This window comes from Burkholderia sp. AU33803 (assembly GCF_002223095.1).
Taxonomy (GTDB): Bacteria; Pseudomonadota; Gammaproteobacteria; order Burkholderiales; family Burkholderiaceae; genus Burkholderia.
In genome coordinates this window covers 167,840-182,825 of the sequence record NZ_NKFJ01000006.1, presented here as the reverse complement: position 1 = coordinate 182,825, position 14,986 = coordinate 167,840, and the positions used below count along the sequence as shown (strand labels likewise).

Here is a 14,986-nt window from a genome sequence, read left to right as displayed (position 1 = left end):
AGCTATGCGTCCGAAGAAGGGTTGAGCAGATCGTTGTACTGTTGTCGGTGGACGGCCCGATCAGGAGCGACTTCGTCGTCAGGCGAACTCTCGAGGAACTGAAACCCCTGATTGGCGAGTTTCCCATTCGCCGCATCCCGATACTCCCCCGGCACCGGAATCTCGTGCTTCACGCCATTCGCCATCTCCAGCGTGTACTTCTGCGTGGTGACCTGGTGATCGATCGGCAACTGCCCCGTCTTGTCGAACACGCCCTGCTTGATCAGCGCCCCGTCTGCGTAAAGCTTGTACGGCATGCCCACCGGAACGACACTGGTCGCGGACGGCGACGCCATCGTATTCAGCATCAGCCGTCGCGTCGGCAGATCCTTGAACGCGGGATTGGTCACGTCCATGCTCGTCGGACCGCTGAACGCATGCTGCGCCCCCTTGACGTCAATCTTGCCGGGCGCATGAATCTCGATGTCGCCGCCTTTCAGCCGAATGTACGCACCGCCCGACGTCAGCAGGATTTCCTGCTGTGCCGATGCCTGGACCTTCTCGGTCACCGACGCCAGCAGCAGCGACTTCTGCGCCGTCACTTCGACATTGTCTGCGTGGGTCTGAACCTCGATCTTCCCCTTCGCCGCGAACAGCTTCATCCCGGCGTTCTGCACGAACAGGCTCAGTTTCTCCGTAATGCTGGCGACGAGCGACTTGCCGGTCGCAACGTGCGTGCTTTGCCCGCTAACGATATTGACGTGCTGATCGGCTGCAACGTGCGTCGACTTCTGCGTCGACAGACCGATACCCGCAGGCGCGGCAACCAGGATCACGGGCTGCTTGAACGCGCCGGCATCGCCCGTCCCTCCACCGGCCGTCACACCGCCACCGCCCGTCGCACCCGACTCGCTGTGCTGCGCCGCATCCGCAAAGGCCTTGAAGGTGTCATGGCCCTCCTTCAGGCTTTCCGCCTTCGACGTTTCGCTTGCCTGCGACAGGCCATCGAGGATATTCGCCGAGCCGGTCAATTGACGCGTCGCCAACGTCGTGTCGAGCGGCTGACTGGCGACCGGGTGCGTCGTCACGAACAGCCCTCGCCCTGCCCGCAGCGCACCGTAGGCGTCCGAACTCAGATCGAAGCCTTTGCCCAGGTAACCGCCACGCGTGTTGTCGGTCTGGTCGATCAGGTAGCCCAGGTGCAACGCTGCGTTCGTACTGCTGCTGTACAGGTGCACGCGATTCTGGCCCGTCGAATCGTCCATCACCATCTGGTTGTAACCGCTCCCCGAGAACTCCTGAGACCGGTAACCCGACAGCAGGGCATTCGAATGCCATCGTGGCTTCGCGCTCCCGTTGTACACCCGGTGTAGCGCAATCGGACGATCGATGTCGTTCCCGATATGACCAATCAGCAATTCCTCTCCCGCGCGCGGCATGTGAACGCCGCCGTACCCGTCGCCGGTATCGGATTGCGCGACACGCACCCAGCATGAAGCACGCTCGTCGCCTTGGTTGTGCCGGTCCCAGATGAACAGCACCTTGATCCGGTTCAGGTCGTCGGTATACGCCTGCGCCCCCTTCGGACCGGCAACGATGGCCGATTCGAGTTTCGCTTCGGGCTTTTTGTGTTCGAGGGGGCTGTGATACGGAACCGACGTGCGCTGCGCTTCGATGGCAACGCGATAGAAACCCGTCGAGCCATCGGCATGCGACACGGCGAACAGCTTGTCCGTGTCGTCCGCTTCGGCCTGCTTCACTGCCTGATAGAGGCTATGCGGGTAATTTGCTTCGTGTCCCGAAAGAGGCACGTTGTTCGCGATGATCCACTCGACCTCGATCACCGCGAATTCCCGATGGTCCGCCGCGTCCTGATCATGCTCGGGATGTCCGGTCAGCGTAAATCGCCGCCCCGCATCGATGCGGCGCACCCCGCCGACACCGTCGTAGCGCTTGGCCTGCGACTCCCATTCCTCCATGCGGATCTTGCTGAGATGGTCGCCACGCTCCTGCTCGGGGTACGTATAGCCGCCCGTATATTCATACACTTCGGCCTGCGAAGGGAGATCGCCCTGATTGGCCATTGTTGGAACCGACGTCGCTTTCGGATTGGCTGGCGTGGCCGGATTCTTGTAGTCGAACGTTCGCGTCGACAACAGGACAGACTGCAGCGTCCGCGTTCCGGCCCACTGCGTCAACGCGTCCACTTCGCCATGAACGCCCGCGCGGGAAAATTCGACCGTTGCCGGCGCAAGCGGCTCGAGCGTCTGAAGACGATCGGTAATCACCAGCGTATGGGATTTGCCGTCCTGCGCCTGTTTCCAGATGCCGTACAGGCCCTCGGATTCGAGCAGCCGGTGAATGAAATTCCAGTCGGTTTCGTCCTGACGGCAGTACGAGCGCGAAGGCAGCGGTTGCGACAATTCAAAGCGATACATCCCGCGTGCCTGCGGATGATCGTTGAATACATCGGTAATGATCGCGTCGACGCTTTTGTCTTGCCAGTGACGCTGGTCGCGGCGGAACTTCAGAAAATGCAGCCACGACGAGAAACTGAGCTGGTAGCACGCGAGGCCACCGTCTACGCCGAGTTTTCTCGCGGTATGAACGTAGCCGTGGTGCGGAAAATAGGTCTTGTCGGTCTGCTGGATCCACAGCGTGATCGGCTGCGAAATCAGTGTCTTGAGCTGGACATCGTTCGACGTCGACACGCAGTCGATCATGAACAGGTAATCTCGACCGATACGGGACTGCCCATATACCCGATGGGGGATCAGAACATTGTTGCCAAGCGGAGTATCAAGTTTGAGAAGCCGCTCCTGCTGGGCCAGCCCTCCCGTAATCGCCCCGATCACGCCGTGCGCATCCATAGCGCCTCTCTCAGAATTATGTTGTTCTTGACTGACGATTTTACGAATGACGATTCTGTGACGTCAATCGGGTGGAATTCAAATAATTGAAAACTGTAATTGTTCATTCATCCCTATGAATGGCTTTAGTAATTTCACCCTGCTGCTCCGCACAACCCATCCGCACCGGTATCCCGGCAGCCCAGTGACGCCTGGCGACGACTTCCGCGCAATGCGACGCCGCATCTTTCCGCTTGACGTTCCTATCCGCACGACGCCCGCCAACTGCGATCCCTGCCCCATACGCCCTGTTATGATCGTTCGCCTCACGTCCGTTGCCGGCTCCTCGCAGAAAAGGTGACCGAACAACTTCCCCATCGATGTGAGCACAGGCAGCACCCCAAGAAGAGCAACCGAGAGAGACGACGGGACGCCACACGTACCCGCCACCTATTTCCGATCCGGCCGTGCGGGCTTTCGGTCCGCCATCAGGAGACATCGCCATGAATTTCATCCTGCGCGTCGGGCGTACCTGGGATACCCAGATCGCCGCCATTCGCAACGCAGTCACGGAAGACACCAACCTGATCCGCTACGACAACACGTTCTACCGGATCTGCTCGAACGCGTTGCCGCCCTCCTTCACGGTCAGCGTGCTCCCCAGCACCGTCAGCCCGCCGCTCGTGTTGAACATGCGCACGCGGGACCTGTACGTCGAGCTGATTGGCGGCCATCCGTTCGAGAATTACTCGCACAACCTCGACAGGATGCCGTTCGAAGCAACCGCCACCAGCGGCGAGGATGCGGAGCGCGGCTTCTCGCTCGACAGCGCGATTCGCGGCCTGCTGCGCATACAGGGCGGCGACAAGCGCATGCTCAGGCCCGACGACCGCTTCCTCGCGCAATCGCTTGTCGTGTTCTGCGTGGCCGAATCGCTGCGGTTCGACAGGATCGCGACCGAACTCGGGCAGTTCTTCCGATCGTCTTACGACCCGAACCATCCGGAGATCGGCAATTTGCTGAAAGGGGTCGCGCGGATCCGGTACCTGCATTCGTGGCTGCAGATGGCGAAGAACTGGGAAAAGACGACCAAGGATGTCTTCGACGGCATCCCGGACAAGATGCGCGAGATCGTCGTCCAGCCCCGCAGCCAGTTGTCCCCGGCCGACCGGCAAGCGTCCGCGCGCGTCGACCTCGTCGGGTTCGGCGACGTGACGCGGTCCATCGCGCCGGGCATGCGGGTACTGATGCGGCCGTCGTGATGCGGTGACGTCGTGACGCTCTCGCGGCCGGCGCCTGCGGTTCCCCCGCCCAAGCGCTAAAATCCGCCGCCTGGGCATCCACCACGAGCAAGCGTTTTGACGGCGTTCGAGCAGGGTTTCATCCTCACCCGCCACTGGCGGGACACCGCATCCGGCATCGAGATCGAGTTCTGGCTGGCAACCGAACACGGTCCGCGCCGCGTACGGTTGCGCCCGCAGGAAGCCGTCGCGTTCATTCCGGCCGAACAGCAGGCGCTCGCCGAACGCTCGCTGGCCGGCGAGCGCGAGGCCGAGTTGCGCCCGCTCGCGCTGCGCGACTTCCGGCAGCGCCCGGTCGTCGGCCTCTATTGCAAGCGCTATCGCCATCTGTCCGGGCTGCAGAAGCGCCTCGCGGCAGCCGGCGTCGACGTCTACGAAGCCGACGTGCAGCCGCCCGACCGCTATGCGATGGAGCGCTTCATCACGGCGTGCGTGCAGTTTCGCGGGCAACCGGGCCCCGACGGCACGCTGACCGGCGCCGAGCTGAAAGCCGCGACCGGGTATCGCCCGGCGCTGCGCTGCGTGTCGCTCGACATCGAAACCAGCGTGCACGGCGAGTTGTACTCGATCGCGCTCGAAGGCTGCGGGCAACGCCAGGTCTACATGCTCGGCCCGCCGAACGGCGGCGACGGTGACGCAGCAAACGCCATCGACTTCCGCCTCGACTACTGCGACAACCGGCCCGCGATGCTCGCGCGGCTCAACGAATGGTTCGACGAACACGATCCCGATGCGGTGATCGGCTGGAACCTCGTGCAGTTCGACCTGCGCATCCTGCATGCCCATTCGGAGCAATACGGGATCCCGCTGAAGCTCGGCCGCGGCGGCAGCGTGCTCGACTGGCGCGCGCACGGCCAGCAGCCCGATCACTTCTTCGCGGGCGCGGCCGGCCGGCTGATCCTCGACGGCATCGACATGCTGAAATCCGCGACGTGGACGTTCCCGTCGTTCAGCCTCGAATACGTGTCGCAGGCGCTGCTCGGCGAAGGCAAGTCGATCGACAACCCGTACCAGCGGATGGACGAGATCCAGCGCCGCTTCGATCACGACAAGCCGGCGCTCGCGCGCTACAACCTGAAGGACTGCGAACTCGTCACGCGCATCTTCGACAAGGCCGACCTGCTGTCCTTCGCGCTCGAACGCGCGAGCGTGACGGGCCTCGCGGCCGATCGCACCGGCGGGTCGGTGGCGGCCTTCACGCATCTGTACCTGCCGCGCATGCACCGGCTCGGCTATGTCGCGCCGAACCTCGGCGACGTGACGGGGCAGAACAGCCCCGGCGGCTTCGTGATGGATTCGCGCCCCGGGCTGTACGATTCGGTGCTCGTGTTCGACTACAAGAGCCTCTATCCGTCGATCATCCGCACGTTCCTGATCGATCCGGTCGGGCTGATCGAAGGGCTCGCGCATCCCGGCGACGACGCATCGGTGCCCGGCTTTCTCGGCGCACGTTTCTCGCGTACCGCGCACTGCCTGCCCGATATCGTGCGCCGTGTGTGGGAAGGCCGCGACGATGCGAAGCGGCAGCGCAACGCGCCGCTGTCGCAGGCGCTCAAGATCATCATGAATTCGTTCTACGGCGTGCTCGGCTCGACGGGCTGCCGCTTCTTCGACCCGCGCCTCGCGTCGTCGATCACGATGCGCGGCCACGAGATCATGCACCGCACGCGCGAGCTGATCGAAGCGCAGGGGTACGAAGTGATCTATGGAGACACCGATTCGACGTTCGTGTGGCTCGGCCGCGCGCACGACGACGACGAAGCCGGCACCAAGGGCCGTGCACTCGTCGAGCACGTGAACCGCTGGTGGCAAACGCACCTGCGCGAAACCTTCGGGCTCGAGAGCGCGCTGGAGCTGCAATACGAGCGGCACTACCGCCGCTTCCTGATGCCGACCGTGCGCGGCGCGGAAGAAGGCAGCAAGAAGCGCTACGCGGGGCTCGCGGCAGCGGCCGACGGCGGCGAGGACCTCGTCTTCAAGGGGCTCGAAACGGTGCGCACCGACTGGACGCCGCTCGCGCAGCAGTTCCAGCGCGAGTTGTACCGGCGCGTGTTCAGCCGCGAGCCGTACCAGGATTTCATCCGCGACACCGTGCGGCGCACGCTGGCCGGCGAATTCGACGACCAGCTCGTCTACCGCAAGCGCGTGCGCCGGCCGTTGCGCGAGTATGAGCGCAACGTGCCGCCGCACGTGCGCGCGGCGCGGATCGCCGACGCGTTCAACCAGGAACAGGGCCGGCCGCTGCAGTATCAGCGCGGCGGCTGGATCAGCTACGTGATGACGACGGCCGGCCCCGAGCCGCTCGAAACGATGCGCTCGCCGATCGACTATGCGTTCTACCTGAGCCGCCAGTTGCAGCCGGTGGCCGACGCGATCCTGCCGTTCCTGCGCGACGACTTCGAGCGCGTGATCTCCGGGCAGGGGCAGTTGTTTCTGGAGTAGCCGCGCCAGGTCGGGCAAGGAAGACACGGCGGGCCGGTTAAAATACCGCGCTGCTGCGCGTCCTGCGCAGCCGAAGGAGATTCATCATGACCGCACGTCGCGGAACAGCGGTCGCCATCGCGCCCGGCCACGAGGCAGCCAGCCTGTCGAACGCCCAGAAAGCATTCAATACGCTCGTCCAGCAGATCGAGAAGCGGCGCGAGCGGCTCGGCGCGTGGGAAGCCGCGATGCCGGCCTTCCAGAAGAAATTCGTCGACGAGCTGTTGCCGCTCGAACAGACCTCCACCGCGCTGCGGATCCGGTTGCTCAATCAGCTCGACGACGCGTATCTGCAGAAGGGCTTGAGCAAGGCCGAGCAGCACACCCTGTCCGGGATGATCGCCAGCATGGCGCGCGACTTGCTCGACTTCAGCGACGACGCGCAGTTGAAGGCCATCCACGCCCGGCACAGCGCCGCCGATCACGGCAGCAACGCAGCAACCGAGCCGGAGCCGGAGCCGGAACCGAAGTCGGAATCGACGCCTGGCGTGACGAAGGAAGACGATCTCGACGCACTGTCGCCCGAGGAGCTCATGGCGCGCATGCAGGCCGAACTGGATGCGCAGTTCGAACGGGACATGGCCCAGCACGCGGCCCGCGAGGCACAGCGCGCCAAGCGCAAGAAAGCGCCCCGCCAATCGGCTGCGCTGGCGAAGCGCGAAGCCGAGCAGGCGGAAGCGAGCCGGTCGATCCGCGAGGTCTACCGGAAGCTGGCGAGCGCGCTGCACCCCGATCGCGAGACCGATCCCCAGGAACAGGAACGCAAGACCGTGCTGATGCAGCGGGTCAACCACGCTTACGCGAACGGCAAGCTCCTGCAACTGCTGGAGCTGCAACTGGAGATCGAGCAGATCGACCGGCACGCGATCAACGGCCTGGGCGAAGACCGGCTCGCGCGCTACAACGGCATCCTGGAAGATCAGCTGCGCGAGCTGGACCAGGAGATCCAGGACGTCGAGACCGGATTCCGGCGGACGTACGGGATCGCGCCGTCGGTCAAGGTCGCGCCCGATACCATCATGCGCATGCTCGCGCGCGACATCGCCGGCACGCAGCGCAGCATCCACGACCTGAACCTGACGCTGCGCGAGTTCGACGATCCGGCGAACGTCAAGGAATGGCTGAAGGACATGAAGCGCCAGCGGGCATTCCCGCGTTTCGACGACTAGCCGTGCCGGGCAGGCATGCGTCTGCCCGGCAGGCATCGCGTGCATAGCCGGTCTGACGGAACGGTTGCGTACCCCGCATCGATCGGCATTCCACGCGAATCAACCCACCCAAAATCGGGTAACAAGGACGCCGTCCGTCACTCACTCTCACGGATTCGGAAACACAGTTGGACCGGAATCGGCATTTATCCGGCCGATCCGGGTTCCTAAACTTGTCTCGTCAGTTCGGCCAGCCGCCATCGCGCCGAACCGCAACGAAACCGTCTGAGGAAACCGTGAAATCCATCATCGTCACCATCGCCACCGTCGCCGCTACCGCCACCACCCTTCTCGCCGCACCGGCCGTGTCGTACGCACAATCGTCGCACTCGACGCTCACGCGTGCGCAGGTGCGCCAGGAATTGTTCGACCTCGAATCGGTCGGCTACGAGCCGATCGCCGCTGATGGCGACAACTATCCGGGTGACATCGTCGCCGCGCAGGAGCGTCTGGCCGCCAAGCGGCTCGCCGAGCGCAAGAGCGCCGAAGCGGCCTACGGGTCGAACGGCGCGCCCGGCACGGATTCGGGCGCGCCGGCGGTTGCGGTGGTGAAGCCGTAACGTAGCGCCGTTCCGCGCGGCCACGCATCGACGCAGGCGAGCGGCCACGACAGCCGGCCGCCGCACTGCGCCGCGCTCGCCCGCTCGGGCGAACCGCCGCTTCGCTTCACGCCCGGTGCCCCGAGATCGGCCCCGCTTCGCCGGTCAGGTTGAAGATGCTGTCGATCCACGCCAGAAACGTCGAGAACGTGAAATCCGACCCCTGCTGCGTGCGGAACGCCTTCATCACCGGCGTATCGGCCGGGTCCTGCTGGTTCAGCAGGTTGTCGACGAAGGTGCCGATATCCGCGTCGATGCCGCGCTCGTGGATCCCCGACCCGGTGAAGCTGACCGCCGTCACCTGGTGGTTGTCGATGAAGTCGTTGCGCGCCCACGGCATGAAGTAGCCGAAGTTCGGCAACGGGTTCAGCGTCTGCTTCAACCCGTCCAGTTCCTGGGCGAACATCGCGAGCGACAGCGTATCCTTCGTCGCGTCGTCGGGCGCCGCGATCACGGCCGGCACGAACGCGCGATAGTGATACGCGGCGATGATCTTGTCGCGCTGGTAGCTCGAGAAGCCGAAGCGGTCGTGCGGGAATGTCGCCGACAGCGCCGCATACGCGCTCCCCATGTTGCCCGAATCGAAACGGCGGGTCAGCCGGCTGTTCACGGTGATCATCCCGTCGGGGCCCGTCATCCCCCACTCGGTGCGCACGCGGTCGTACAGGCCGACCGACGGATGCGTGGCCGCGTCCGCATCGAACGGCGTGTTGAAGACCGTACCGGCGTCGTCGAGCAGCGAACTATGCGCCTGCGGCTGCAGTGTGTTGCGCAGCGTCGCGTAGTTCGCGAGCGTGCCGTAGCCGCCCGCGCTCATCCCGTACACCAGCAGCCGGTTCGGCTTGCCGAAGCCGTGCGACGTCAGCCACTGCGCGACGGCCTGGATGTTCTTCAGCCCGCTATAGTGCTGCAATCGCCAGTCGCCGCTCGGCGACGTGTAGTTGCGCACCGCGCTGCCCATGTGGATATCTCCGGTGCAATAGGGCACGAAAACCTGTGTCCACTGCTGCGTCTCGACCTTTGGTTCGCCGACGAGAATATGCGCGAGATCCATCCGCGTAAGCAGCGGCGACAGGAACGACGACAACAGGCTCTGGTTCGCGGTGCCGTTCATGTAGTTGTGGGGAATGCCGTCCGGGTTGAAGCCGCCGAGGCCGGCCTCTGCGCCGGCCAACGTCTGCGTGCAGGTGCCGTAGTCCCAGCACGCGCCGCCCGGCTCCATCATGTACAGCAGGTTGTCCGACTGCGCACGATTGATGTAGAACCGCATCGGCGTGCCGTTGCCGCACGATGCACCGGTGCTCTCCGGCAACGTCACTTCGTACCACGAATAATATGGAATCGACGGATCCGGCATCGTCGTATCGGCGGCGTGACCGTTCAGTGCCGCGCAACCGAGCAGCGTGGCAACGGCCGCGCGCAGCAGGCTTCGTGCGGTGGACATCTCCCCTCCTTGTCGATGGACATGACGCGGCCGCCGGGCTTCACCTCGGCATCGCTGATTCGGCGCTCAGTGCGCGCCGGACGATGAAGCACCGTCGAACAGCTGGACCCGCAACGCCTGCAGGCGCTGCGCGATGACGGCTTGTTGCTGATCGGGATCGGGAATGCTCGCCTGAACCTGCCGGACGACGTCACGGCTCTGCTGTTCGTATGAGCGATAGCGCGGGTCCTGCGCCGGCGACGGGCCGACCGTCTGCTGCGCATAGGCGTCCCATTGCGCGCGCATCGACCGGATCGCAGCGCCGCGCGTCGCGGGATCGGCTTCGGTATCGGTGAGCAGCGCCGCGCTCAGCGCCTCGGCCTGCACCGGCACGATCTCGTTGCGCGCGACATGATCGGGGAGTGCGTCGAGAATCCGGTGCGCGAGCGCGGCGCGCTCGGCTGGCGGCATGCTGTTGCGGCGATCCCCATACGCGGCAACCTCGTCGCGAAAGCGCGCGAACGCGACGATGCGCTTCACTTCGGCATCCGCATCGGGGCGCCCCGCGAGGCTGCGGCGCAGCGCGTCGACGTCGAGCCGCCGCTCCTCGGGGCCGGGCGTCGCGGCACCGGTGCCGGTACCGAACGTATCGGCTGTGCCTGGCTGCGCGCTCGCCGTCGTGGTCGTTGCGCCGGACGATGCGGCTTGCGCCGGCGTCGCCGCTTCATATCGCCAGACTGCAACGACGACCACGCCGATCGCCGCGATCGCGCCCGTGCGCCGCCAGCGTGCCCTGTTCTTCTTCACGTCGCCTCCTCGTCACGTCATGCCGTTCTTCGCCGGTGCATCCGCGAGTAGGTTCTAGGTCGAATCCGGCAGGCAGTCAAAAGCGGCACTAGAACGCCGGCACTAAACCTGCTCGCTGCGGCCGCGTCCCGCAAGCCGTTTGAAACGCGTTTCGTGATCGTTCGGCCAAGCGCGCCATGTCGCGCGTCACGCCCGTCCGGCGGCAGTTCGTGCCAACACTCGCCATGTGCGCCGCGACACCAAGCAAGCAGTGATCCAGCCGCGCGCAGCACGCGGGCCATGCATCGGCATGGCCAATACGGATGGCCGGATAAGACCCGTCGAACGACCCGCTGAGCGCTTGGTCGTGATTTTGGCCAGCCCTATGCTGGTTTCCGACACGCGCCGAACGGTCGACGCGACGCCCACCCCACCCAGCCGAGCCCGTTCCATGAGCCGTGCAGACCTTCCGCATCGCGCACCCGCCGCCGTCCACGACTATCCGACCTATCGCGACGCGCTCGCGGGCCGCCGGCTACCTGCCGCATTCGTCGACCTCGACTGCCTCGACGCGAACCTTGCCGACCTGAAGCGCCGCGCACGCGGCCTGCCGATCCGGCTCGCGACGAAGTCGGTGCGCTCGCGCGAACTGATCGGCGCGGTGCTCGCCGCCGGCCCGTTCATGCAGGGGCTGCTGTGCTACTCGGCCGCGGAAGCCGCGTGGCTCGCGGACGGCGGCTTCGAGGACATCGTCGTCGCGTATCCGACCGTCGAGCCCGACGACCTGCGCGCGGTGGCCGCCCAGCTGAGGCGCGGCCGTTCGATCACGCTGATGGTCGACGACACCGCGCAGGTCGACGTGATCGACCGCATCGCCCACGACGAACGCGTGACGATCCCGCTCGCGATCGATCTCGACATGTCGTCCGCGTATCCGGGCCTGTACTTCGGCATGTACCGCTCGCCGGTGCGCGACGCGGCCGGCGCACTCGCGCTCGCGAACCACATCGGCGAGCGACAGCACGTGCGGCTCGACGGACTGATGGGCTACGAAGGACAGATCGCCGGCGTGGCCGACACGGAGCCGGGCAGCGGCGCACGCAACGTGCTGGTGCGGCACCTGAAGCGCCGCTCGGCGCGCGAGATCAACGCGCGCCGCCACGCGGCCGTGCAGGCGCTCGCGGCGGCCGGCCACGCGCTGCGCTTCGTGAACGGCGGCGGCACCGGCAGCATCGAGAGCACGCTCGGCGACGCGTCGGTCACCGAGCTTGCAGCCGGCTCCGGCCTCTACGCGCCGGCGCTGTTCGATCACTACGCGGCGTTTCGTGCGCAGCCGGCCGCCGGCTTCGCGCTGCCGGTCGTGCGGATCCCACAGCCGGGCATCGTGACCTGCTCGGGCGGCGGCTATGTCGCATCGGGCCCGGCCGGCAAGAGCCGCCTGCCGCGGCCGTGGCTGCCGGCCGGCTGCACGCTGATCGACAACGAAGGCGCGGGCGAGGTGCAGACGCCCGTGCGCGTGCCGCGCGGCGTCGCACCGGCGATCGGCGACCCGATCCTGTTCCGCCACGCGAAGGCCGGCGAACTGTGCGAACGCTTCAACACGCTGCTGCTGATCCGCGGCGGGCGCGTGGTCGGCGAGGCGCCCACCTATCGCGGCGAAGGCAAGAGCTTTTTCTAGCGGGCCGCACGGCCCTCGTTCAACGCCGGTCAACCCGTTCGATCCATTCAAACGACAACCACGGAGACAATGCCATGTGGCGCAACTGGTCGGGATATGTCTGCAGTCCTGATGCAACCGTGTCGACGCCTGCGTCGCCCGCCGGGCTCGCGGCCGTGCTGCGCGACGCGGCGGCGGCCGGCGCCACCGTGCGCGCGGCCGGCGCCGGTCATTCGTTCTCGCCGCTCGTGCAGACCGACGACGTGATCCTGTCGCTCGACGCGATGCAGGGCGTGATCGACGTCGACCGCGACCGGCGCGTCGCGCGCGTGCATGCCGGCACGCGGCTGTGGGCGCTGGGCCCGGCGCTCGCCGCGCACGGCCTCGCGATGGAGAACCTCGGCGACATCAACGTGCAGTCGATCGCCGGCGCGACCAGCACCGGCACGCACGGCACCGGCATCACGCTCGGCAACCTGTCGACGCAGATCGACAGCCTGACCTTCATGTGCGCGGACGGCAGCGAGATCCGCGCGAGCGCCGACACGCATCCCGACCTGTTCGCCGGCGGCCGGATCGGGCTCGGCGCGCTCGGCGTGCTGACGGAGATCGGCCTGCGCCTCGTGCCCGCGTTCAAGCTGCGCCTCGAGCGCGGCGGGATGAATCTCGACGACTGCCTCGCGCAAACGGATGCGCTGATCGCGAAGCATCGCTCGTTCGAGTTCTACTGGTTCCCGCATACGGACACCGTGCTGACCAAGGCGTGGGACATGACCGACGAGCCGGCCGACGCGGTGCACTGGGCGAGCCGTGCATCCGAGTCGTTCCTCGAGAACACGGTGTTCGGCGCGCTGTGCGGGCTCGGCCGGCGCGTGCCGTCGCTGTGCCCGGCGCTGAGCCGGCTGTGCGCATCGACGGTGTCCGCCGGCCGCCATGTGGATGCGAGCTACGCGATGCTGTCGACGGTGCGCCGCGTGCGCTTCAACGAAATGGAATGGTCGGTGCCGGCCGAGCGCGGCGCCGATGCGCTGCGCGAGATCCGCGCGTTCATCGCGCGCCGCAGCTTCCCGCTGATGTTCCCGCTCGAATACCGCTGGGTGCGCGGCGACGACATCTGGCTGAGCCCCGACTACGGCCGCGACAGCGTACGCATCTCGGTGCACCAGTACCGCGGAATGCCGTTCGACGCGTACTTCTCGGGCGTGCAGGCGATCTGCCGCAATCACGGCGGGCGGCCGCACTGGGGCAAGGTGCATGCGATGAAGGCCGCCGAGCTGGCGTCGTGCTATCCGCACTGGGACGATTTCCTCGCATTGCGCGAACGGATGGACCCGCACGGCCGCTTCCTGACGCCGTACCTGCGCACACTGTTCGGCCTGCCGCCACGCGCGAGTGCAAGTACACGCGCAGCCTCAGCCGCCCGCGCCATGCCGGCCCGCCGAGGGACACACCCGATGCACGAAACGGCCGGCATCGCACATGATCGGCCGCGATCCAACCAGGAGGTCTCGTGAGCACCGCCACCCTGCATGCCGCCGCGCAGTCGCGCCCCGATCCGTCGACCGGCGCCGTCGTTCGTCTCGCGTTCGCGTTCGCCGCGGCCACCAACGGCCTGATCCTGTCGCCGTTCCTCGTCGCGGCCGTGATGACGCGCTTCCGGCTCGACGAAGGCACCGCGACCGCGCTCGTCAGCGCGGAGATCCTCGGCATCGCGATCAGTTGCGCGCTGCTGTCGCACCGGATCGCGCGCGCCGCGCGGCCGTTCACGCTGGCCGGCCTCATCGGCACGCTCGGCGGGCAGGCGCTCAGCGCGGTCGCGCCCGGCATCGTGTCCGCGGCGCTCGCGCGCGGGATGACGGGGCTGTTCGAAGGGATGCTGTTCGTCGTCGTCGCGTCCGGCGTGTCGCAGCGCGCGTCGACCGACCGCCTGTGGGGGCAAATCAACCTGCTCGCGGGCGTCATCAACGGCGGCATCCTCGTGCTGATCTCCGCGTTGCCGGCCGGCTGGCTCGAGCGCGGGGTGTTCGCGCTGCTGGCGGCCGTCGTCGCCGTGCTGGCGCCCGCGATCCGCGGCATCGACGCATTCGCGAGCGCCCCCGCGCAGACCCACGTGCGCGCCGGCACGCTGCCGTGGCGGCCGGTGATCGCGATCTGGATCGTGACCGCGCTCGTCTATGGCGTGCAGGCGTCGCAATGGGCGATCGCCGGCTTCGTCGGCGAACGTGCCGGGCTGTCGCCGACGACGATCGGCGTGCTGCTGTCGGTGTCGTCGCTGCTCGGCTTCGTCGGCGCGGCGATTCCGTCGCATCCGGCCAGCCACAAGCACCGCCTCGCGCTGATCTGGGCCGCGCAGCTCGCGATGATCGCGTCGATCGAATGGTTCTTCCGCGCGCGCGGCGGCAGCGCGTACTTCCTGAGCCAGTTCGTGCTGAACAGCGCGTTCTTCGTGATCGTGCCGTTCCTCACCGGGATGCTGTCCGACGTCGACCCGGACGGCTCGCTGGTCGCACGCACGCTCGTCGTCACGTTCTTCGCGGCCGGCATCGGCACCGCGCTGTCGGGCGCGCTGCTCGGCCGCTTCGGCGGCGCACGCGTCGCCCACGTGCTGTGCGTGGTGGTGCTGGCCGCCGCCCCATTCGTGCGGCTTGCGCTGCGCCGCGCGGCGCCCGGCGCGGTGGCGCGCGCGTCGCCGTCGCCGTGACC

Annotated in this window: 10 protein-coding genes; 7 read left to right on the top strand and 3 right to left on the bottom strand. The window is 66.6% G+C overall.

Annotated features, from left to right (window positions below; all coding sequences use genetic code 11):
* Positions 1 to 2 precede the first annotated feature (2 nt).
* A complete protein-coding gene (locus CFB41_RS17935; RefSeq protein ID WP_089457336.1) occupies positions 3 to 2,849 on the bottom strand; it encodes a type VI secretion system Vgr family protein in 2,847 nt (948 codons plus the stop codon).
* Positions 2,850 to 3,331: 482 nt separating this feature from the next.
* Between CFB41_RS17935 and CFB41_RS17930 the strand changes: the two genes are divergently transcribed.
* From CFB41_RS17930 to CFB41_RS17915, 4 genes are all read left to right on the top strand, one after another.
* Positions 3,332 to 4,090, top strand: coding sequence for a hypothetical protein (locus tag CFB41_RS17930; RefSeq protein WP_089457335.1), 759 nt, complete (start codon positions 3,332 to 3,334; stop codon positions 4,088 to 4,090).
* Positions 4,091 to 4,186: 96 nt separating this feature from the next.
* A complete protein-coding gene (locus CFB41_RS17925; protein WP_089457334.1) occupies positions 4,187 to 6,571 on the top strand; it encodes a DNA polymerase II in 2,385 nt (794 codons plus the stop codon).
* A gap of 86 nt (positions 6,572 to 6,657) precedes the next feature.
* Positions 6,658 to 7,779, top strand: a complete 1,122-nt coding sequence (locus tag CFB41_RS17920) for a J domain-containing protein (protein ID WP_089457333.1) — start codon at positions 6,658 to 6,660, stop codon at positions 7,777 to 7,779.
* A 275-nt stretch (positions 7,780 to 8,054) separates the two neighbouring features.
* Positions 8,055 to 8,378 carry a DUF4148 domain-containing protein gene (locus CFB41_RS17915; RefSeq protein ID WP_089443612.1) on the top strand — a complete coding sequence of 108 codons (324 nt, stop codon included), beginning with the start codon at positions 8,055 to 8,057 and terminating at the stop codon, positions 8,376 to 8,378.
* 106 nt (positions 8,379 to 8,484) lie between these two features.
* Here CFB41_RS17915 and CFB41_RS17910 read toward each other — a convergent pair whose 3' ends face one another.
* Together CFB41_RS17910 and plcR are read right to left on the bottom strand one after the other, a co-directional pair.
* Positions 8,485 to 9,861: a pectin acetylesterase-family hydrolase gene (locus CFB41_RS17910; protein WP_089457332.1), complete on the bottom strand. Its 1,377-nt coding sequence runs from the start codon at positions 9,859 to 9,861 to the stop codon at positions 8,485 to 8,487.
* 66 nt (positions 9,862 to 9,927) lie between these two features.
* Positions 9,928 to 10,647, bottom strand: a complete 720-nt coding sequence (gene plcR, locus CFB41_RS17905) for a phospholipase C accessory protein PlcR (protein ID WP_089457331.1) — start codon at positions 10,645 to 10,647, stop codon at positions 9,928 to 9,930.
* Positions 10,648 to 11,077: 430 nt separating this feature from the next.
* Here plcR and CFB41_RS17900 point away from each other — a divergent pair, with 430 nt between their 5' ends.
* The 3 genes from CFB41_RS17900 (at position 11,078) to CFB41_RS17890 (ending at position 14,984) form a co-directional block, all read left to right on the top strand.
* Positions 11,078 to 12,304 (top strand): amino acid deaminase/aldolase, encoded by a 1,227-nt coding sequence (locus CFB41_RS17900; RefSeq protein ID WP_089457330.1) that lies wholly within the window; start codon positions 11,078 to 11,080, stop codon positions 12,302 to 12,304.
* A gap of 74 nt (positions 12,305 to 12,378) precedes the next feature.
* On the top strand, positions 12,379 to 13,797 hold the full coding sequence (locus tag CFB41_RS17895) for a D-arabinono-1,4-lactone oxidase (RefSeq protein ID WP_089457329.1): 1,419 nt from the start codon (positions 12,379 to 12,381) through the stop codon (positions 13,795 to 13,797).
* Positions 13,794 to 14,984 (top strand): MFS transporter, encoded by a 1,191-nt coding sequence (locus CFB41_RS17890; protein WP_089457328.1) that lies wholly within the window; start codon positions 13,794 to 13,796, stop codon positions 14,982 to 14,984. Before CFB41_RS17895 ends, CFB41_RS17890 begins: the two co-directional genes overlap by 4 nt.
* Positions 14,985 to 14,986 lie beyond the last annotated feature (2 nt).